This is a genomic window from Ornithinimicrobium sp. (assembly GCF_030537745.1).
In the GTDB taxonomy this organism is placed as follows: Bacteria; Actinomycetota; Actinomycetes; order Actinomycetales; family Dermatophilaceae; genus Ornithinicoccus.
Genome location: NZ_JAUNVI010000004.1, coordinates 71,591 through 90,357 on the forward strand (window position 1 = coordinate 71,591; position 18,767 = coordinate 90,357).

General features: G+C 69.5%; 17 protein-coding genes and 1 tRNA gene. 8 read left to right on the forward strand and 10 right to left on the reverse strand.

Annotated features, from left to right (window positions below; translation table 11 throughout):
• Positions 1–13: 13 nt before the first annotated feature.
• From Q4P07_RS01855 to Q4P07_RS01875, 5 genes are read left to right on the forward strand one after another with little or no spacing between them, the layout of a single operon-like run.
• Positions 14–913 (forward strand): SOS response-associated peptidase, encoded by a 900-nt coding sequence (locus Q4P07_RS01855; RefSeq protein ID WP_303373190.1) that lies wholly within the window; start codon positions 14–16, stop codon positions 911–913.
• Positions 910–1,677 carry an alpha/beta family hydrolase gene (locus tag Q4P07_RS01860; RefSeq protein WP_303373191.1) on the forward strand — a complete coding sequence of 256 codons (768 nt, stop codon included), beginning with the start codon at positions 910–912 and terminating at the stop codon, positions 1,675–1,677. Before Q4P07_RS01855 ends, Q4P07_RS01860 begins: the two co-directional genes overlap by 4 nt.
• Positions 1,674–3,020 (forward strand): 3-phosphoshikimate 1-carboxyvinyltransferase, encoded by a 1,347-nt coding sequence (gene aroA, locus Q4P07_RS01865; protein ID WP_303373192.1) that lies wholly within the window; start codon positions 1,674–1,676, stop codon positions 3,018–3,020. Before Q4P07_RS01860 ends, aroA begins: the two co-directional genes overlap by 4 nt.
• Positions 3,017–4,054 (forward strand): ribosome small subunit-dependent GTPase A, encoded by a 1,038-nt coding sequence (gene rsgA, locus Q4P07_RS01870; RefSeq protein ID WP_303373193.1) that lies wholly within the window; start codon positions 3,017–3,019, stop codon positions 4,052–4,054. Before aroA ends, rsgA begins: the two co-directional genes overlap by 4 nt.
• A gap of 54 nt (positions 4,055–4,108) precedes the next feature.
• A complete protein-coding gene (locus tag Q4P07_RS01875; RefSeq protein WP_303373194.1) occupies positions 4,109–4,924 on the forward strand; it encodes an inositol monophosphatase family protein in 816 nt (271 codons plus the stop codon).
• Between the two features lie 61 nt (positions 4,925–4,985).
• Here the strand turns inward: Q4P07_RS01875 and Q4P07_RS01880 are convergent, their stop codons facing one another.
• From Q4P07_RS01880 to Q4P07_RS01895, 4 genes are all read right to left on the reverse strand, one after another.
• Positions 4,986–6,338, reverse strand: coding sequence for a pitrilysin family protein (locus Q4P07_RS01880; protein WP_303373195.1), 1,353 nt, complete (start codon positions 6,336–6,338; stop codon positions 4,986–4,988).
• Positions 6,335–7,606 (reverse strand): pitrilysin family protein, encoded by a 1,272-nt coding sequence (locus Q4P07_RS01885; protein ID WP_303373196.1) that lies wholly within the window; start codon positions 7,604–7,606, stop codon positions 6,335–6,337. The genes Q4P07_RS01880 and Q4P07_RS01885 overlap by 4 nt, the downstream gene beginning before the upstream one ends.
• 86 nt (positions 7,607–7,692) lie before the next feature.
• Positions 7,693–7,766: transfer RNA gene (locus Q4P07_RS01890), tRNA-Met, on the reverse strand.
• A gap of 83 nt (positions 7,767–7,849) precedes the next feature.
• Positions 7,850–10,789 (reverse strand): UPF0182 family protein, encoded by a 2,940-nt coding sequence (locus tag Q4P07_RS01895; protein WP_303373197.1) that lies wholly within the window; start codon positions 10,787–10,789, stop codon positions 7,850–7,852.
• Positions 10,790–11,018: 229 nt separating this feature from the next.
• On the opposite strand from Q4P07_RS01895, the gene Q4P07_RS01900 reads away from it, so the two are divergent.
• Positions 11,019–11,549 (forward strand): PPA1309 family protein, encoded by a 531-nt coding sequence (locus Q4P07_RS01900; protein ID WP_303373198.1) that lies wholly within the window; start codon positions 11,019–11,021, stop codon positions 11,547–11,549.
• Positions 11,550–11,581: 32 nt separating this feature from the next.
• On the opposite strand, the gene Q4P07_RS01905 is transcribed toward Q4P07_RS01900, so the two are convergent.
• The 3 genes from Q4P07_RS01905 to Q4P07_RS01915 form a co-directional block, all read right to left on the reverse strand.
• Complete coding sequence (locus Q4P07_RS01905; protein ID WP_303373199.1) at positions 11,582–12,745, reverse strand: PDZ domain-containing protein; 1,164 nt, start codon at positions 12,743–12,745, stop codon at positions 11,582–11,584.
• On the reverse strand, positions 12,742–13,173 hold the full coding sequence (locus tag Q4P07_RS01910) for a molybdenum cofactor biosynthesis protein MoaE (protein ID WP_303373200.1): 432 nt from the start codon (positions 13,171–13,173) through the stop codon (positions 12,742–12,744). The genes Q4P07_RS01905 and Q4P07_RS01910 overlap by 4 nt, the downstream gene beginning before the upstream one ends.
• Before the next feature lie 98 nt (positions 13,174–13,271).
• Positions 13,272–14,387, reverse strand: coding sequence for an NAD-dependent epimerase/dehydratase family protein (locus Q4P07_RS01915; protein WP_303373201.1), 1,116 nt, complete (start codon positions 14,385–14,387; stop codon positions 13,272–13,274).
• 322 nt (positions 14,388–14,709) lie between these two features.
• On the opposite strand from Q4P07_RS01915, the gene Q4P07_RS01920 reads away from it, so the two are divergent.
• Together Q4P07_RS01920 and Q4P07_RS01925 are read left to right on the forward strand one after the other, a co-directional pair.
• Complete coding sequence (locus Q4P07_RS01920) at positions 14,710–16,038, forward strand: zinc-dependent metalloprotease (protein WP_303373202.1); 1,329 nt, start codon at positions 14,710–14,712, stop codon at positions 16,036–16,038.
• Positions 16,039–16,199: 161 nt separating this feature from the next.
• Entirely contained in the window at positions 16,200–16,889 is a 690-nt protein-coding gene (locus Q4P07_RS01925) for a hypothetical protein (protein WP_303373203.1), read from the forward strand.
• 69 nt (positions 16,890–16,958) lie between these two features.
• Here the strand turns inward: Q4P07_RS01925 and Q4P07_RS01930 are convergent, their stop codons facing one another.
• From Q4P07_RS01930 to Q4P07_RS01940, 3 genes are all read right to left on the reverse strand, one after another.
• Positions 16,959–17,240 carry a WhiB family transcriptional regulator gene (locus Q4P07_RS01930; RefSeq protein WP_303373204.1) on the reverse strand — a complete coding sequence of 94 codons (282 nt, stop codon included), beginning with the start codon at positions 17,238–17,240 and terminating at the stop codon, positions 16,959–16,961.
• A gap of 246 nt (positions 17,241–17,486) precedes the next feature.
• The gene (locus Q4P07_RS01935; protein ID WP_303373205.1) at positions 17,487–17,696 is read right to left on the reverse strand and encodes a hypothetical protein; all 210 of its coding nucleotides are present in this window, start codon (positions 17,694–17,696) and stop codon (positions 17,487–17,489) included.
• Positions 17,697–17,872: 176 nt separating this feature from the next.
• On the reverse strand, positions 17,873–18,767 hold an 895-nt coding region (locus tag Q4P07_RS01940), incomplete at its 5' end, for a 3'-5' exonuclease (RefSeq protein WP_303373206.1).

The window sequence follows — 18,767 nt, forward strand, 5'->3', positions numbered from 1 at the left end:
GGCCTGAAGCCTGATGTGCGGCAGATATGCGGCGACCGCCCGCCCGGACGAGCTGATCGAGGCCTACGAGGTGGTCGTCGACGCGAGCGCCGAGCGATCGCGCAGCCTGCTGAAGAGTCCGCAAGAACCGCCACCGGGACAGCCCGACTACAACATGGCGCCGACCAAGCAGGCGCCCGTGGTGCTCTGCCGGTCGGTCCGGAGCGAAGGTGAAGCCCGGACTGGCCCAGTGGCCGGCGCGAGGCGTGGCCCCAACAGCCGCACCGCCACCGACGCACCGGCCGCCGTCCGCCAACTGCGCCTGCTGACGTGGGGCCTGGTCCCGTCGTGGGCCAAAGATCCGGCGATCGGCAACCGGATGACCAATGCGCGCGTCGAGACCGTCTTGGACAAGCCCGCCTTTGCCCGCGCCGCGGCTCGGCGGCGGTGCCTGGTCCCGATCACGGGTTGGTATGAGTGGCAGCTCTCCCCCGTCGCGAAGGACGCCAAGGGCAAGCCGCGCAAGCAGCCCTTCTTCATCTCCCGGCATGACGACGCCCCGCTCGCCCTGGCGGGGCTTTACGAGTTCTGGAAGGACCCGGCCACGCCGCCCGAGGACCCACTGTCGTGGGTGGTGTCGTTCACGATCATCACCACCGCCGCCGAGCCGGGCCTGGACCGGATCCACGACCGCCAACCGGTAGCCCTGGAGCCGGCGTCCTGGTCTGACTGGCTCGATCCCGAGGTCACCTCCGAGGCTGACGTCTTGGCGTTGCTGGAGGCCTCACACGTCCCCGGTCGCTTCCAGGCCCGCGCGGTCAGCACCGCAGTCAACTCCTCCCGCAGCAACGGCGCCGCCCTGCTCGACCCGATCCCGCGGGAGCAACTGGTCGGGGCCGTCGACCCGGTCTCGGGCGAGGTGGTCGGGGTATGACGTCCCCAGAGGTGATCTCCTCCCTCACGCGCGTAGACATCCCCACGCGCGAGGGCACCGCCCAGGTCCGTGCGCTCCGCCCGGACGGGGGCGTGCCGCGCGAGGGGACGCTCCTGCTGGGGCACGGAGCCGGCGGCCACGCAGATGCGGCCGACGTGCTCGCCCTCACCGACCTGGCCGGGGACGGGTGGACCGTCGTGCTCGTCGACCAGCCGTGGCGGGTGGCGGGTAAGAAGGTCGCGACCCGTCCACCGACCCTGGACATCGCCTGGCGGGACATAGTGGGGTCGCTGGCAGACGGTGACTGGCAAGAACGCCATACCCTGCCGCTACCCCGCCCGTGGGTCTATGGCGGGCGCAGCGCGGGTGCGCGGGTCGCGTGTCGCACCAGCGTGGATGAGCAGGTAGACGAGCAGGTGGACGAGCATGGTGAGGCACGGCCCGGGGCAGCTGGGGTGGTCTGCCTGGCTTTCCCGTTGCATCCGCCCGGAAAGCCGGAGCGCAGTCGAGCGCACGAGCTGGCGCTGCCGGTGGCTGCGGGTCTGCCGACGCTGGTGGTGCAGGGTCGCCTCGATCCGTTCGGCTCCCCGGCGGAGATCCGGGCTGCGGTCCACGGGCCCTCCCTCACCCTGCAGGACGTGACCGGCAGCCATTCTCCAAGTCGCGACCTCGCTGCGGTGCGTGGCCACGTCGCAGACTTCCTCGGCACCCTCACCGACGCTCGTTGCGACCCAATCCAGAAGCCAAGGAGCACCCCTCGATGACCCGCCCTCCGCACTGGCCCGCACCCCGCCCGCGCGGACCCGTGGACGCCGTGGTCCAGATCCCCGGCAGCAAGTCCCTGACCAATCGCTGGCTCGTGCTCGGCGCACTGGCCGACGGGCCGAGCACGATCCGCCGTCCCCTCCGCTCCCTGGACACCGAGGCGATGGTGGACGCACTCCAGGCGCTCGGCGCTGCGGTCGACACCTCCTCGGACCAGGTATGGAGCATCTCGCCGGCCGCCTCGCCGTCAACGGTGCCTCTGAACAAGCCCTCCGTCGACTGCGGTCAGGCCGGGACCGTCATGCGATTCGTGCCGCCCCTGGCAGCGCTGACGTCCGCGACGGTGGACTTCCACGGCCACCCCAGCGCCGCCACCCGCCCCGTCGGCCCTGTGCTGGACGCTCTGCGCGCGTTGGGTGTCGAGGTCGACGACGACGGATCGGGCACCTTGCCCTTCACCGTCCACGGCAAGGGTCGGGTCCGCGGCGGATGCGTGGAGGTCGACGCCTCAGCCAGCTCCCAGTTCATCTCCGCGCTGCTGCTCGCGGCGGCACGCTTCGAAGAAGGGCTGACCCTGAGCCACTCCGGAACTGGCCTGCCCAGCGGCGCCCACCTGGACATGACGCTGCAGGTCCTGCAACAGGTCGGCGTCAGGGTCAGCCGTCCGGACGACCACACCTGGCGCGTCGAGCCCGGACCGGTGCGAGCCTTCGACGTGACCGTCGAGCCAGACCTGTCTTCGGCAGCCCCCTTCATGGCCCTCGCCGCCGTGACTGGCGGGAGGGTGACGCTGCCCGGGTGGCCTGCGGAGACGACCCAGCCGGGGGCACGGATGCGGGACGTCTTGGCGATGATGGGCGCGAGCTGCGAGCTCGGGCCCGATGGCCTGGTCGTGCGTGGGCCGAGCGTCCCAGACCCCACCGGAGCATCAGCGCCGACCGGTTTGAGGGGCACCGAGCTCGACCTGTCCGAGATCGGAGAGCTGACGCCGGTCGTCACCGCGCTGGCAGCATTGGCGCAGGGCAGCAGCGTCCTGTCCGGCATCGCCCACCTGCGTGGCCACGAGACCGACCGCCTCGCCGCGCTCGTCACCGAGGTCACCCGGCTGGGAGGAGTGGCCCGCGAGCTGCCGGACGGCCTGGTCATCGAGCCGGGGCCGCGGCGCGGCGCCCCGCGGCAGACCTACCCCCACCCCCCAATGGCCATGTTTTCCGCGGTCAAAGGCGCGGCCGTCCCGGGCGTTGAGGTGGAGGACATCGCGACTGCTGCCAAGACCTATCCCGGTTTCGACGGAGCCTGGGAGAGCGCCGCTGCGACCGGGGTAGCGAAGGGCCGCCCGTGAGCGGCCGCTACGACCACCTGGACGAGTCCTCGTTTCGCAGCCGCCCCTCGCGTCGCAGCTCCCGCCCCCGGACCAAGGACCGCCCTGCTCACGACGACGCCGTCGTCGGCATGGTCGTCGGCGTCGACCGCGGTCGTTATACGGTGCGGCTCGGCGAGGAGACGGTCATCGCCATGCGGGCCCGCGAGCTCGGCGGGACACGCATCGTCGTGGGTGACCGAGTGGCGATGGTCGGGGACACCTCAGGGGAGGTGGACAGCCTCGCGCGGGTCGTCCGTATTGAGGAACGCGCCACGGTGCTGCGCCGCAGCGCGGATGACAGCGATACCGTCGAGCGCATCATCGTGGCCAACGCCGACCAGCTCGTCATCGTCACCGCCCTGGCCGACCCCGAGCCACGGCCGCGGATGATCGACCGCTGCCTGGTGGCCGCCTACGACGCCGGTCTCGACCCGCTGCTCGTGCTCACCAAGGCGGACCTGGCCGACCCGGCCGACCTCTTGGCCCACTACACCGCGCTCGACGTCCCGCACGTGGTCAGCCGTAGCACCGACGGCCCCGCAGGCCGCGACCTGGACGACCTCGACAGCGGGGGTGTCGAGGCGGTCCGCGCCCACCTGATCGACCGGACCAGCGTGCTGGTCGGGCACTCCGGGGTCGGCAAGTCGACCCTCGTCAATGCGCTCGTCCCCACTGCCTACCGCTCCACCGGAGCAGTCAACGCGACGACGGGGAGAGGACGTCATACCTCGACCTCGGCGGTCGCCCTGGAGCTCGTCGGCGGAGGGTGGGTCGTGGACACCCCAGGGGTGCGGTCCTTCGGGCTGGGCCACGTCGACCCCTCGACCTTCATCCAGCACTTCGAGGATCTCGCGCCGGGAACCCTGCAATGCCCTCGCGGCTGCACCCACGACGAGCCAGACTGCGCGCTGGACGCCTGGGTCAGGCAGGGGCACGCAGGTCCGGCCGGGACGGAGCGGTTGGAGTCCCTGCGACGGCTGCTGCGCAGCAGATCCGGCGAGGACCGGTCCTAGGGCTCGACCGCGAGCCCACGCCGACGGTCCCCGCGCAGCGGCTAACGTGGACAGGTGGCCAGTTTTGACGACGACCTGCGCCTCGCCCATGTCCTGGCGGACTCGGTTGAGCGCACCGCCCTGGAGCTCTTCGGAGCTCCCGACCAGTCCGTGACGGTCGCCGAGGATGGCTCGCTCACCACCGCGGCGGCCGGACGCCTGGAGGAACTCCTCCGGCACCAGCTCCAGCGCAGTCGACCCCGGGACGGGGTGGAGGGTCGGATCCTGCAACCCACCGGCCAGAGCGACCGCCGCTGGGTGCTCGACGCGCTCGACGGCAGCGCCAACTATGTGCGTGGCGTGCCGGTGTGGGCCACGCTGATCTCACTGGTCGTGGAGGACGAGCCGGTCCTCGGCCTGATCGCCGCGCCGTCACTGTCCCGACGGTGGTGGGCCGGTCACGGCTCCGGGGCCTGGACCGGCCGCACGCTGTCCAGCGCGAGGGCCGTCAACGTCAGCACGACCTCCGTCCTCGAGCATGCCTCAGGGTCCGCCGACGACGTCGCCTCCTGGCTGTTCGGACCACATGGTCAAGGCTTTGCTCAGCTGACCGACCGGATCTGGCGGATGCGTGCCTATGGCGACTTCTGGAGCCATGCGCTCGCCTTCGAGGGCGCGGTCGATCTCGCGCTCGGCGTCTACATGGACAGCTACCAGCTCAGCGCGATCAGCGCCCTCGTGCGGGAGGCCGGAGGTCGGCTCTCGGACCCGTGGGGCAAACCGGTCATCGGCCCGGACATGACCTCGGGCATCCCCGCCATCGTGACCAACGGGCTGCTGCACGACGCGGTGCTCTCGGTGCTCTCTCCCATCGAGGGCGCCCAAGGCTGACCGGGCGGTCGCCCCTGCCACACCGGGCGGTAGCGGCCGACCACCGACCCTGGACCGCTTCTCAGTCGAGCACCGTCACCGGTCCCAGACCCAGCTCACCCACCCCGTCGGCAAACTCTGGGTCCCCCACCAGGACCATGCTCCACCCCGGGCCGCCACGAATCTCATCCCATGCGGTGGCCACCCGGTCGGTCGTCAGCCCGGCGAGTTGGTCCAGATTCTGCGTGACCGTCTCCACCGGGAGTCCATCGCTGGCCAACGAGATGAGCTCGTCCGCGACGGCGTCGGCGGTGCCATAGCGCCCCGGTGCAGTCAGGGCAACGAAGTCCGCGGACTCCCGGACCTCAACGTCGGTGAAATCACTACCCGGGGTGTCCAGGATCGCCAGCAGCTCTCGCACTGCATCGACTGTGGCATCGGCGCGCACCGAGCCACCGATGACGGTCAGACCACCGATCGATCGAGGTCGAAAACTAGCCCTGATGCCATAGGTGTAGCCACGTTCCTCGCGGAGCACCTGGTCGATGCGGGCGTGCGGGGAGCCGCCGAGCAGCATACCGAGCGTCTGGAAGGTACCCCAGCCGTGAGGCGTGCGACGGTCAGGGCCTGGGCGCCCGAGGTAGAGCTCGGTCTGGGCCAGCCCAGCGCGAGAGACGAGGGCAACCCGGCTGGCGGTGTCGGAGCGTCGAGCCAGGCCAGGAGGGTCCGCCTGGGTCTGCGCCCCGGCCCACGACCCAAGGGTGCGGGTCACGGACTCGACCGCACTGGGGACGGTCGACAGGTCACCGGCGAGCACCACTGTCCCGCCGGCCGGACTCAGGAGCGCGTGGCGGTTGCGCAGATGCTCGGCCGTCAGCGCGCGGACGCTCTCGCGGGTGCCACCTAGCGGGGTATAGGGCCGGTCGCGAGGATCGTAGTAGGTCGCCAGGAACTCCAAGGATGCCCGGACGCCAGGATCGGCGATGTCGTGCGCGATATCGGCCACCCGGTGCCGCACCAGCCGCGCCACCTCCGCCTCCGGGAAAGTCGGCTCGGACAGGCACTCGGTGACCAGCTCCAGGCCGACGCTCAGGTGGCGGGCGGTCACCTCCATGCCCAGGTGAACCCCGCGCTCCCCCGCGCCTGCTCCCCAGGCGATGCCGTGCCGTTCGGCGATGGCGGCGAGCTCTTCGCTGGTATGCCGCGCCGTCCCCTCGTCCAGGGTCCGCGCCATGAGTAGGGTCGATCCCTCCGTCCCGGTCGGCTCGTGCGAAACGGGAAGCTGCAGGGCGGCACGCAGCGAGAGGACGTGCTGGCCGGGCTGATCCACGACAAGGAGCCGCAGACCGTTGGGGAGCACATGCTCCTGCGGCCGGGGGAAGGCCCACCGGGGCGGTGCCTTGACCTTGGGCTTGGTGGTGATCCGGGCACTCATGCCGATGCCTCCTGCCGATAGCGCACCGTGGCGGCGGCCTGCGGTTGCAACCAGCGCGCGGCGGCCGTAGTCACCTGCGCTGCCGTCGCCCCCACGACCTCGTCGAGGTAGTGGTTGACCTGCCCGGCGTCGCCGAAGAGACCCGCGGCGCGGCTGAGGAGCTCGGCACGCTCGTCGAAGTTGGCCAGCGCCTCGAGCCAAGATCGTTCGGTGTCCGCTCGAGATGCTTCCAGCTCCTGCTCAGTGGGACCAGACTCGGCGAAGGTCCGCAACTCCTCGTGCACGGCGCGCTCCACATCGTCAAGGTCGGCGCCCTCCGCGATGTCCAGCACGAGCAGTCCGACGGAGCCGTCCACCAGCCCGAGCGCGGAGGCTGACAGCCCGGTGACTGTTTCCTCGTGGCGCACGAGCCGCAGATTGAGGCGGGACACGGTCAGTGAGGCCAACGCGTCCAGGGCCAGGGCACAGTGCAAGAACTGTGGATCAGTGACCGGGGGGAGCCGGAAGCACAGGTAGAGACGCTCCGAGGGGACGTCCTCCATCAGATCCAGGCCGACGGGTGCCGGCAACGGCATCAGCGCCGCCTTCGCCTGCGGACGAGCCGTCGTGCGATCGACGAGGTGACCAAAATAGCGCTCGGCGAGGTCGAAGCCTTCCTGCGCCGTCACGTCTCCGACCAGGGTGAGGATGCTCGTGGCCGGGCCGTAGTGAGCCGTGAAGAAGTCGTGCACATCTTCTAGGGTTGCCGCCGCAAGGTCGTCCATCGAGCCGATCGTGGTGTGGTGGTAGGGGTGCCCTGGCGGGAAGACCAGCCGGCACATGTGGGCCAAGGCCTGGCCGTAGGGCACGGTGTCGTAGCGCTGCCGCTTCTCCTCCACCACGACGTCGCGCTGGTTGTCCAGGTTGGCCTGGGTCAGCGCGGGGAGGAGGTGGCCGTGACGGTCGGCCTCCAGCCACAGCGCGAGGTCGAGCGCACCCGTCGGGACAGACTCCACATACGCGGTCCTGTCGAAGGAGGTCGTCGCGTTGGCGCGCCCACCCTGCGACATCAGCAGCGCCATGTGCTCCCCCTCCTCCACGAGCTCCGAGCCCTGAAACATCAGGTGCTCGAAGAGGTGCGCGAGCCCGGTGCGTCCGGCCACCTCGTGTCGCGACCCGACATCAACCCAGAGGCTGATCGAGATGCTGGGAACGGAGTGGTCCTCGCTGACCACGACGCGCAGTCCGTTGGTCAGGGTGGCGGTGGCGATCGGGTAGTCCAGGGGCATGGTCCGCACACTCTACGTCGGGCGCGAGCGGGACAGCAGAAGGCCCGGACCATCTGGTCCGGGCCTTCTGTCGCTGACGCGATCTGTAGCGGGGGCAGGATTTGAACCTGCGACCTCCGGGTTATGAGCCCGGCGAGCTACCGAACTGCTCCACCCCGCGCCGTTGCGAAACCTTAGTTTATGTCACTGGTGAGCCAGGACCAAATCGAGGATTCACGCGAGCTCGGTGCACCCGGGCGGACGTCAGGGACTGGTGGTCGTCGACGCGTCGTCACCCCCGGGGAGGGTGAGGGAACCACCCTGCGGGTTGGCGGCTACTGCTCGTGCGATAGCAGCCTGCAGACGGTCCTGGGCCTGGCCGTAAGCCTCCCAGTTGCTTGCCGCGAGCGCCTTCTCCCCGTCGTCGTAGGCCTTCTGAATATCGGCGATGGCCTTGCTCAACGCCGCCGCGGGGTCGGTGGGCTCCGACGGAGTGGCGGGGGAACCTGGCTCACCGGTGTCACCCGCATCTCCTGCCGTCGCGCCGGAGTCGCCACCGAAGAGCTCATCCAGCGCCCCGTCAAGGGTGTCGGACCAAGCCAGGTCGTTGCCGAAGGCCGCGACCACCACGCGCTGGAGCGGGTAGGAAGACCCCGTCTGTGCCTGCACGTACACAGGCTCGACATACAGCAAACCCTCCCCGACCGGCAGCGTGAGCAGGTTGCCGATCTTGACCTGGGACGGAGGCTGGCGGTTGAGGTTCAGGAACTGCGACAACGTCTGCGAGAACGCCGTCGACGACGCGTTTGAAGAGTTGATGTCGTTCTGGAACTGGCCCGGACCGCGCACGGTCGTGTCTCTGGGTAGGACCAGCAGACGCAGCTTGCCGTAACCATCACGGCGCACGCCTGGCTCAGAGCCTGCGTCGGCGTCCACCGCCAGATAGCCGGTGAGGTTCTGGCGCGTGGAGCCGTCGGGGATGTAGGGCGTGGTCAGGCTGAAGGAGGGCTCCTTCTGGCCGGGCATCGCGATCGAGAGGTAGTAGGGCGGGATGGCCGGCTTGGGCTCGATCTCGGCGCCCGGGTCTTCGGAGACGGCCCAGAAGTCCTGTCCGCCGAAGAACGAGGCGGGGTCATCGACGTGGTAACGGGAGAGCACCTCGCGCTGCACCTTGAAAAGATCCTCCGGGTAGCGTAGGTGGCTCATCAGCTCGCTGTCGATGTCGGCTAGCGGGCGCACCGTGCCCTTGAAGGCCTGGCTCCAGGCCTTGAGCAGCGGGTCCTCCTCGTCCCAGGCATACAGGTTGATGCTGCCGTCGTAGGCATCCACGGTCGCCTTGACCGAGTTGCGGATGTAGTTGACCTGGCCGGAGCCGATCGAGCGCACGTTGGCCGCCTGCTGCAGCGAGTCGGCGGTCGCCGTCCCCAGCTCTTCCATCTGGCTGTAGGGGTAGCGGCTGCTGACCGTGTAGCCATCGATGACCCACTGGACCCGGCCATCCACGACAGCCGGGTAGGGGTTGCCGTCGAGCTTGAGCCAGGGCGCGACACGCTGAACCCGCTCGCGCGGCTCGCGGTGGTCCACCATCCGGGACTCACTGTTGACCGAGTCCGAGAGCATGATCTCCAGCTGGCGGTACTTGATCGTGTAGGCCATCCGGACAAGGAAGTTGCCCATCGGGACACCACCGTCGCCCTGGTAGGTGTTGCGCACCTCACCAGAGGCGTCGCCGCCACTGGACGGATAGTCGAGCTCGCGGTCCGGCCCCCCTTCCGGTCCCCCGACGATGGAGTAGATGGGGCTGGCCTCGCCGTAGTAGATGCGTGGCTCGTAGTCGCCGAGCTCTCCGACTGGCGGGATGTTCTTCTCGTAGAAGCGGGGCTCGCCGTCGGCTGACCGGCGGTTGCCGTAGGCCGCGACCACGCCGAAACCGTGGGTGTAGACGGTGTGGTCGTTGACCCAGTTGCGCTGACCGTCCGCGATGCCGCCTTGGTTGAGCTCACGCACCGCGATCACGGTGTCGACCAGCTCACCGTCGATCAGGTAGCGGTCGACGTCGAGGGCGTCGGAGAACTGGTAGTAGTTGCGGACCGCCTGCAGCTGGCGGAAGGTCGGCGAGACCACCGTGGGATCCACGATGCGGATGCCGGGGATCGTCGCCGCGTCGCTGCGCAGCTGACCCTTCTCTGCCTTGGTCACGGCGTTGTAGTCGATCTCTTCGAGGCCGGTGAGCCCGTAGGCGGCATGCGTGCTATCGATGGCGCGCCCGATGTAGGGAGCCTCCAGCTGAGCCTCGGAAGGACGCACCTTCAGGGACTGGACCAAGGACGGGTAGGCGCCCCCGAGCAGCAGCGCGACGACGACCAGCCCGACCAGGCTGATGAGCGGGAGGCGCCACACCCTGGTCCAGATGGTGGACAGGAAAAAGGCAGCGCACAGCAGCGCTGCCACCGCGAGGATGCCCCGCGTGGGTAGGACCGCGTGGACGTCGGTGTAGGACATGCCAGTGATGCGTTGGTGCTGGGTCATGGAGAGCGAGTAACGCTCGATCCAATAGCCGCCGGCCCGGACCACGAGCAGCACCGCCAGCAGCACCGCGAGCTGGATGCGGGCGGGGGCGGAGGTGCGCGACGCGCCACGGGCCACCTGGAGCTGGAGCCCGCCGTAGATGTAGTGCGTCAGGAGGGCGCCCATGATGGCCAGGCCGATGACCAGGGTGGAGAAGGACACGATCATTTGCCAGAACGGCAGCGCGAAGACGAAGAAGCCGATGTCGATGCCGAAGTGCGGGTCGACCTGGCCGAACGGTTGACGGTTGAGGAAGAGCAGGACCGTCTGCCACTGGGACGCAGCGGCAGTGCCGGTGAACAGCCCCAGGACCACGGGCACGAGGATAAAGACCAGCTTGCGCATCGGGTCGAGCGCACTGCGGTAGCGGTCGAGAGCCGCCTGCTCCGGCGTGCTGGGGGCGTAGATCGGGCGGTAGCGCCACGCGATCCAGAGCGCCGACCAGATGATCAGCGCCGTCAACCCTCCCGCGACGATGAGCAGCCCGGCCTGCGCGAGCAGCCGGGTGACCAGCACGACCTCCATCTGGACGGATTCATACCAGAGGAACTCGGTCCACAGCGTGGCGGCGTAACCAAGGAAGGACATGATCGCCAGCAGGATCAGCAACGTCGGGATGAATCGGTTGCGGGGCATCCGGCTGCCGGCAGGACGCCCGGGGCCCCTGCCTGCGGGCCCGCCCGGGCCGGCCCCCCGACCGCGGGAACCAGGAACTGCCCCTCCGGGGAAGGCACGCGCCCCGGAACTCTCGGGCGAGCTCGAAGACTCGTCGGGGTCGGGGCGCTGCTCGGAGTCGGTCACTCTCCTAGCCTAACTGCCTCCACCGAGCGACCAACCATCGCCAGCGGGTGCGAGGATAGACCCCGTGTCCGTCGATCCTCCCGCCGTCCCAAGTCCCCTGCTGACCGCTGCCATCGACACCGAGCTGCACGTCGCACGCTCCGGCTGGGACCAGCCTCCACGCCTTTTCGCCTTGGTCCGAACCTCGCTCCTGCAGGGACGGGAGCCGCAGTTGGCGGGCCAGCTGACCGACTCTGACCCGCAGGGGTTCACCGCCGTGGAGCAAGAGGGTCTGCCGCCCACCTCGGACCTGGAGTCGCTGCTCGGTCGGATCGCGTGGCCCGAGGACGTCGAGGGCGCGGCGCTTGCTATCGAGCGCATCGTCGTCCCACCGGAGGCAGAGAGAGACCTGCCGGAGGACGCGATCGCCGCGACCGAGGCGCTCGCTGCCCACCCGGACCGCAAGGATGTGCGCCTAGTCGCCGCCTGCCTGCGTGACGGTCAGCAGATCTGCCTGCTCAGGCAGCGCGACCACGACAGCGACGATGCCGTTGCCACCGGGGCAAATCTCGCGCCCGGTCTGTCCCACGCGCTGGCGATGACCCTTCAAGACTGAGGCGACGTCCGCCTGCTCGCCGCGCCGCCTGGTCAGGGCGACGTCTGCTGCGCGTCGTCCGCCTTGCGATCGAGGACCTGCTGGCAGGTCGGCAACGTCAAGGTCGAGATGTCCTTGGCCTGCCCCACCTCGGTCACATATTTCTCCGCCTCATCGAAGGTCGAGACCGGGATCACGGTGAGACCTCGCGGAGTGCCGGTGACGACCTCGTCACAGTTGTCGGCCGGGGCGAGGAAGGCCACCACTCCCTGGTGATCGGCGGCATACATCTTCTGCTGGATCCCGCCGATCGGGCCGACGTCGCCGTTGCCAGAGATCGTGCCGGTCCCGGCAAACGCCTTCCCGCCGGTCATTGAGCCAGGCGTGATCGTGTCGTAGATCGCGAGCGCGAACATCATCCCCGCGCTCGGCCCTCCGACGTTGCCGGCATCGACCTTCACGTCGTAGGGCATCTCATATTTCGGCGCGAGATAGACGCCGACGATGGTGCGGCCGGTCTGCTCGTCTTTCTTGGTCGGCACCTTGACCGTCAGCTCCTTGCCCCCGCGCGAGATGGTCATCTCCGCCGACTCCCCCGCCTTCACTTCCTGCAGCCGGGCGCGGACCGTCTCAGTGTCAGTCATTGCATCACCCTCGACCTTGAGGATCTGGTCGTCCACGTGCAGGACACCGTCAGCAGGTGCGTCCACGATGACCTGAGCGACCATGATCTGCTCCGGCACTTTGACCCCGTTGGCGCGCAGTGCGACGACTGCGGCATCCTCCTGCGAGTGCTGCATCAGTGAGGTGTTCTGCTCCTTGATCTGCTCGGAGGTCACCCCCTTGGGGAAGGCCTGCTCGCGGGGCACGATCGTGGTCGCTGGATCGAGCTCGGCCGAGAGCCAGTCCCAGACCGTGAGGTCGTCGCCCGGCCCGCCGGAGAGCCGGATCGTGGTGAAGTAGAGATCGCCCTCCGTCGGATAGGTCGGCAGGTCCTTGTCCATCTGCACGACGCGCGTGTCGTCGATCGCGCCAAGCGTGTCGAAGACCGGGCCGGGACGAAAGACCGCCTTGTCCACGTGCACCCAGTTAAGCGCCGCGCCGACGAGGACCACGATCGCCACCATGGCCAACATCGCCATCGACCAGCGGTTGATGCCGGTGTGCGGAGGGCGGTCGGCCGCGGGGCCGAAGCCCTTGTGGTAGCCGTTGCTCACAGGCCCACCCAACTGTGGGCACCCTCGACATACTCCTGCCGCTTCCAGATCGGGACCTCGTGCTTGAGCTCCTCGATCAGTCGACGCCCGCCCTCGAAAGCCTCGGCGCGGTGCTCAGCGGACACCGCGCAGACCACGGCCAGGTCTCCGACCAGGAGAGCTCCGGTGCGGTGCACGGCATACACCCCGTGGATCTGCTCCCCACTGGCCACGCCCTCCGCGATCCGCTGCAGCTGGAGGACCGCCTCCGGGTGGGAGGTGTAGTCCAGGCGCGTGACGCCCTCGCGTCCATCGTCGTGCTCACGCACGGTGCCGACGAAGATCGCGACCGCGCCAGCTCGTGGGTGCCGGACCGCAGCGAGCGCCTCGTCAACGGAGAGTGGGACGTCCCGGATGTCGGTGACGATCGTGGGCATGGGGTGAGTCACCGCGACATCATCCCCCATCGACCTTGGGAGTCCGCTGGACGCGGGCTCCCGGGTATGTCGTCGCCCGCTCATGCTCCCAACGCACCAGTCTCATCGGTTCAGTCTCGTCCGCGACGGCGGCGCATGAGCGCGGCCGTGGCGATCGCCGCGACCGCGGCGCTGGCGGCACCGGCGGCAGCCGCGCCGACCGCGTCCCGCGAGCGCAACCGCCGGGCCATCACCGCGTGGTGTCCCCGGACCCCGTCGAGGAGGATCGACAAACATGCCGCGTTGTCGTAGGCGGGATACCAGCCCAGCGCTGCCAACCGCTCGGGCTCGGTGGTCCACGGATGAGCGACGAAGGACAGGTCGCTGGCCGGCACCGGGATGACGTTGAGGCGGTGCAGCCGATCCGCGGCCGAGAAAGCGGCGATCTCGGACAGCTCGACCCGCTTCATACCCGAGATCTCCTCGACCTCCAGCTGCGAGAGGGCCCCCCAGGAGGACACGGTCAGCTCCTCCGGCGCATCCTCGTGAGCGAGCACGACGAGAGCGGACGCGAGGTCCTCGACGTGGCAGAACGTCCAGGAGGGCGTGGTGCCGCGCAAGGTCAACAACCGCGGCGCCTCGAAGTGACGAGTGATCATGGTGTCCACACCGGGCCCCACGAGCGCCGCCGGGCGCAGGATCGTCACGGCGAGCCCCTGGTGCAGACGTGCCAGGCTGGCAACTTCCTCCTCGACCGCGATCAGGTCCGCTACCAGACCTTCGGTGTCGTCGGCACGCAGCGGACTGTCCTCTGGCAGCGGGACGGGGTTGTCCGCTCGCGCCCCGAAGACGAGGGCGCTGGTGACCACGATTAACCGGGTGACACCGGCCGCTGCGGCAGCGGTGACCAGGGTCCGGATCTGCTCGATCTGTCGTGCTCGCCGGGCTGCTGGTTGCACGCCGAGCGCCACGCTCAGGTCCGGCTCCAGCGCGAGGTGCACCAAGACATCCACATCATCGAGGGCCGCGACGACGGACGGGGACGCCACGTCACCGGGGCGCCAGTCGACGTCACCAAGCGTGCCCGCGTGCGAATCTAGGCCGATCACTCGATCGCCACCCTCACCCAGGTGGGCGGCAAGGGTAGAACCGAACGTCGTTGCCGCCTTGGTGAGGGCGATCCGCAGCGGTCCAGCTTGCTTGCGCGGCCGGTTGCCTGCGGGCCGCGAGGCGGTCAAGGAACTCACCGGCACCTCCTAGTGTTGTTAGGTGGGACGCACCGAAAGCGGGCGACCGCACGACCGGGGACGTCATCGTCTCAAAAGTTTGGCAGGCTGGTGACAGCACGCCCGTCAGGAAGGATCCACCATCGTGTCCGAACAGCAGCCTCCAGAACGATCCGACGACCCCGCGGACGACCAGGACCAGGACGGACCTGGGTCAAAAGCAACAGGCGACGACCACACCACCCCGGGCGCGAGTGGAGGATCGGAGCCGATAGGTTTCCGCGGCTCCAGTGGCGCCCAGGGTGGTGCGACCTCGGGGAATGACCCCGATCCGATCGAGTCCTTGTTTGGCGGTCCGGTCCCGCCGCAGATGCGGGAGGCTCTGGAGTCCATGGGCCTTGGCGACATCGACTCCGGCCAGCTGGCCCAGATGCGCAGTCAACTGGAGATGTTGATGGGCGGTGGCGGTGATGACGGGCCGGTCAACTCCGAGCTCGCTCGAGATGTCGCACGGCAGGTGGTCGCGCAGCTCGGGGACGCCTCGATCGGCGAGTCCACGCGTCGCGACGTCGACCAAGTGGTCCAGGTCGCGTCGTTGTGGCTCGACTCGGTCACGGACTTCCCGCGCCCTGATGGCCCCGCTCGAGCACTGAGCCGGGCCGAGTGGGTGGAGCTGACGCTGCCCGTGTGGGAGCGTCTGACCACTCCGGTGGCGGAGGGCCTGCAGGCTGCGATGACCACGGCTATGGGGCAGCAGTTGTCTGAGTTCGGGCAGGAAGGTGCGCCTTCGATCCCTGGCCTGCCGCCGGGGATGAACCCAGCCGCCCTCATGGGCCAGATGGAGCCGATGGTGCGCAGGATGAGCGCGAGCATGTTCGGCGGTCAGGTCGGGCAGGCGGTCGGCACTCTCGCGGGAGAGACGCTGTCGGGCACCGAGGTCGGCATTCCCCTGCTAGGCGACGAGTCGGTTGCGATCCTGCCGGCCAATGTGGCTGACTTCGCCGAGGGTCTGCAGATCGACGCTGGTGAGGTGCATCTGTACCTCGCCGTGCGCGAGGCTGCTCGCGTCCGGCTCTTCGCGGCGGTCCCCTGGCTGGGACCGCAGCTGCTGACTGCGGTCGAGGACTATGCCCGTGACATCCGGATCAATACCGACGCCATCGAGGAGGCCGTGCGCAGCGCCGATCCGCAGGATGCCGAGGCGATGCAGGAGGCGCTCACGGGCGGCCTGTTCTCCATCGAGCCCAGCCCTGCCCAGCTCGCGGCGCTGGCTCGGCTGGAGACCTTCCTCGCGCTCGTCGAGGGTTGGGTGGACCTAGTGAGCGCCCGCGCCACCTCCCCGCACCTGCCGCACGCGGACGCCCTCGCGGAGGCCGTGCGCCGCCGCCGAGCCAGCAGTGGTCCGGCGGAGAAGACCTTCGCCTCCCTGGTCGGCCTCGAACTGCGGCCCCGCCGCCTCCGTGACGCCGCCAACCTATGGGCCGCCCTCGAAGATGCCCGTGGGCAGGCGGGCCGAGACGCGGCTTGGGGTCACCCGGACATCGCACCCAGTGCCGCCGATCTGGACGACCCGCTCGGTTACGTCCAGAACCGTGCGTCTGAGACTGACGACGAAGCACTCACCATCACCGACGAGGACATCGAGCGCCTCCTGGACGGCCCTACGGAGTGACGCGGCGGGGGGGGGGCGCACCGCCCCCGCCCCCCTGTGGACACCACCCGGGGCCGCCCCCCGTCGGCGGCCCACGGGGTGGCGGGGCGGCGGACGATCGGGCGGATGAGGGGCTTCGTGACCGCAACTGGGCCGAGGGCTCTCGTCGCAGTTGGGGCCAGGTGGGCCGTCTCCGACGACCCGACGGCCTCTGGCAGGTCGGTGTCGGGCCGGGAGCATTGCTGGTCGACGGTGCCGCACCGGCCATCCTGGCCGAGTCCCTGGTGCGGGGGGTGGAGCCGATCCGCGAAGTGTCACCGTGTCCCGTTCTTGGCGGCGGGCCGGTCGCCGGTCGGCTGCGCAGAGCGCTCGGCGACCTCGACCCGGTCGAGTCGATGGAGGGCCTGACGGTCGCCGTCCATCAGTATGTCGTCCCGCTGGAGGTGGGTCTGCGCATCGCCCGGGAGCCACGTCTCGTGCTTCCAGTGGTGGTCCAGCCACGCCGCGTGGTCGTCGGCCCGGTCGTCGGTGCGGTCACTTCTCTTGAGTCGAGGCCCGACCAGCCCCCACCCGAGGTGTCGACCCCGTGCCTGCACTGCCTAGACCTGCACCGCCAAGATCGGGATCCCTCGTGGGCTGAGGTGGCGACGTCGCTGGGGCATCCTGTCCATGACTTCGACCCCCTGCCCGTCAGCACCCCGATGGCGACCGCGGCGGAAGGTTTGACGTTGATGCTGGTGGCCGCCCTCGAGTCCGGCCGACGCTGCTCCCCCGGCCTCGCCTACGAGTTCGGGGCCGACGCCCCCCATGTCGTGGCACGCCGATGGACCGTGCACCCAGCCTGCCCCTGGCATGGCGCAACGCGCGGCTGAAAGGCCTTCGATAAAGCTGGCGCGAGCCCCGCTGCCGGCAGGCATCCTGGTCCCCAGGACGCCCGCCGGTCACGCGGCCGCAACATCGTTCTTCCGCGGCCGCCCCCTCGGCCTCTTGCGCGCCACGACGACGCCCTGCAGGAGCAACTGTCCGCCCCAGACGCCCCATGGCTCATGCCGGTGGAGCGCGCCGGCGAGGCAGGCTTCCCGGATCGGGCACCCAAGGCACAACGCTTTGGCTTCCTCGACCTCGGCAGGGCGCTCCGCAAACCACAGTTCGGCGGGATTCTCCTGACAGGGCAGTGCCTGGGCCGGTGAGGTCATCCCCGGCTCCGGCAGCAGTCCGAGCATGGCGGCCAGCGGCTCACTAGGTGGCCGGTGTAACAGATCAGCACAATGCACGTCATGTCCTTCCTGCGGGTGTCTGGGCTGCGGTCTGTCGTCAATGATCGTCATGGCAGGTCTCCGGTCGTCATGGAGCGGATCCGTGTCGATCTGTGGCTCGCACCGGGGGACGGAGTGTCCGTAGTGCAGACAGCAGAACGGCCGCGGATCCTCGGACAAGGACTCGCGGCCAGCAGACTCAGCAGGCGATAGCTAGCTGGTCCCGGTAGCAGTCATGTCCAGGGCGGGGGCGGGGGTCGGCGTGGCGCTGGCTTCGGTGGCGACGAACGGTCGCGAGCCTCCGAAGGCCTGCGCCGTGGCGCGACGCAAGCGCGGGCGCAGGGCGGAGCTACAGGTGGAAGCGGCCGCGCCGAGCGCGTCGCGGTAGGACGCACCAGTGCCGGTGACGATGGTGATCTCCATCAGTTCCACCCTCCTCTCAAACCTTGCGCGACCCCACCGTCTGGACGACCGTGGGCTGGACAGTGTTCACTCTAGGCTCCCTGTCGGAACGAGGGCAACCTCTTTATCAACGCGAGCATGAGGGAGCGCTCACCGCGAGCGTGAGGGAGGGTTCAACCCGAGGGTTGAGGGAGGGTTCAACCCGAGCTCGAGGATGCCGAGCGCAGCACGTCCAGGACGGCCTCGCCATACATCTCGAGCTTGCGGTCACCTACCCCGGAGATGGCACGCAGGCCGGACTCGTCAGTGGGCATCGCCTCGGCCACCGCCGTCAGGGTCGCATCGGTGAAGATGACGAAGGCCGGCATCCCCGCCTCCTGTGCGGTGCGCAGCCGCCACTGCTTGAGTGACTCGAACACCGCTTCGTCGTAGGTCGGCGGGCAGTGCTCGCAGCGTCCGATCTTGCGCTCGGCGGCGGTGCTCAGGATGGTCCCGCACGCGCGGCAGGTGCGGGGACGGGAGCTCGCCGATCCCTTTTTTCCTGGGCTGCGGCGCTGCCGACGCGGCGCACTCGCCGCTTCAGCGCCGAGCACGCCGGCGGCCGGGGCCAGGAAGCGGGAGACCGAACGGTGCGAGCGTCCGCCTGGTGAACGCGCCAAGGACCAGCTCAGCGCCAGCCGCTCGCGCGCTCGGGTGATGCCGACATACAGCAGCCTCCGCTCCTCCTCGACCCGCTCCGGCGTGTCGGCCAAGGTGATCGGCAACAATCCTTCGCTGCAGCCGACCAGGAAGACCGCGTCCCACTCCAGACCCTTGGCCGCGTGGAGGGAGGCCAGGGTGATGCCCTGGACAGTCGGCGCATGCTGTTCGGCCGCCCGTCGGTCCAGCTCGGTCACTAGGTCCTTGACCCTCGCTTCGGGAGCGGTCCGCGCCAGGTCGTCGGCGAGCAGCGCGAGGGCCTGGAGGCTTTCCCACCGTTCGCGCGCGGCTCCAGCGCTCGCTGGTGCGGTGCTGGCCGGCGCCCCACCGGCGCCGGCCCCCCCCCCCCCCCCCCGGTCCCCGCGCGGCGGGGGCCCGGCGGCCGGGCGCCCC

What these genes read in the sequence shown, in the direction of transcription:
- Q4P07_RS01880 (WP_303373195.1), bottom strand. Translation starts at nt 6,338, where the DNA reads ATGAGTGCCCGGATCACCACCAAGCCCAAGGTCAAGGCACCGCCCCGG.
- Q4P07_RS01885 (WP_303373196.1), bottom strand. Translation starts at nt 7,606, where the DNA reads ATGCCCCTGGACTACCCGATCGCCACCGCCACCCTGACCAACGGACTG.
- Q4P07_RS01935 (WP_303373205.1), bottom strand. Translation starts at nt 17,696, where the DNA reads ATGGAGATCACCATCGTCACCGGCACTGGTGCGTCCTACCGCGACGCG.
- Q4P07_RS01855 (WP_303373190.1), top strand. Translation starts at nt 14, where the DNA reads ATGTGCGGCAGATATGCGGCGACCGCCCGCCCGGACGAGCTGATCGAG.
- Q4P07_RS01860 (WP_303373191.1), top strand. Translation starts at nt 910, where the DNA reads ATGACGTCCCCAGAGGTGATCTCCTCCCTCACGCGCGTAGACATCCCC.
- Q4P07_RS01895 (WP_303373197.1), bottom strand. Translation starts at nt 10,789, where the DNA reads ATGCCCCGCAACCGATTCATCCCGACGTTGCTGATCCTGCTGGCGATC.
- aroA (WP_303373192.1), top strand. Translation starts at nt 1,674, where the DNA reads ATGACCCGCCCTCCGCACTGGCCCGCACCCCGCCCGCGCGGACCCGTG.
- Q4P07_RS01930 (WP_303373204.1), bottom strand. Translation starts at nt 17,240, where the DNA reads ATGCTCGGACTGCTGCCGGAGCCGGGGATGACCTCACCGGCCCAGGCA.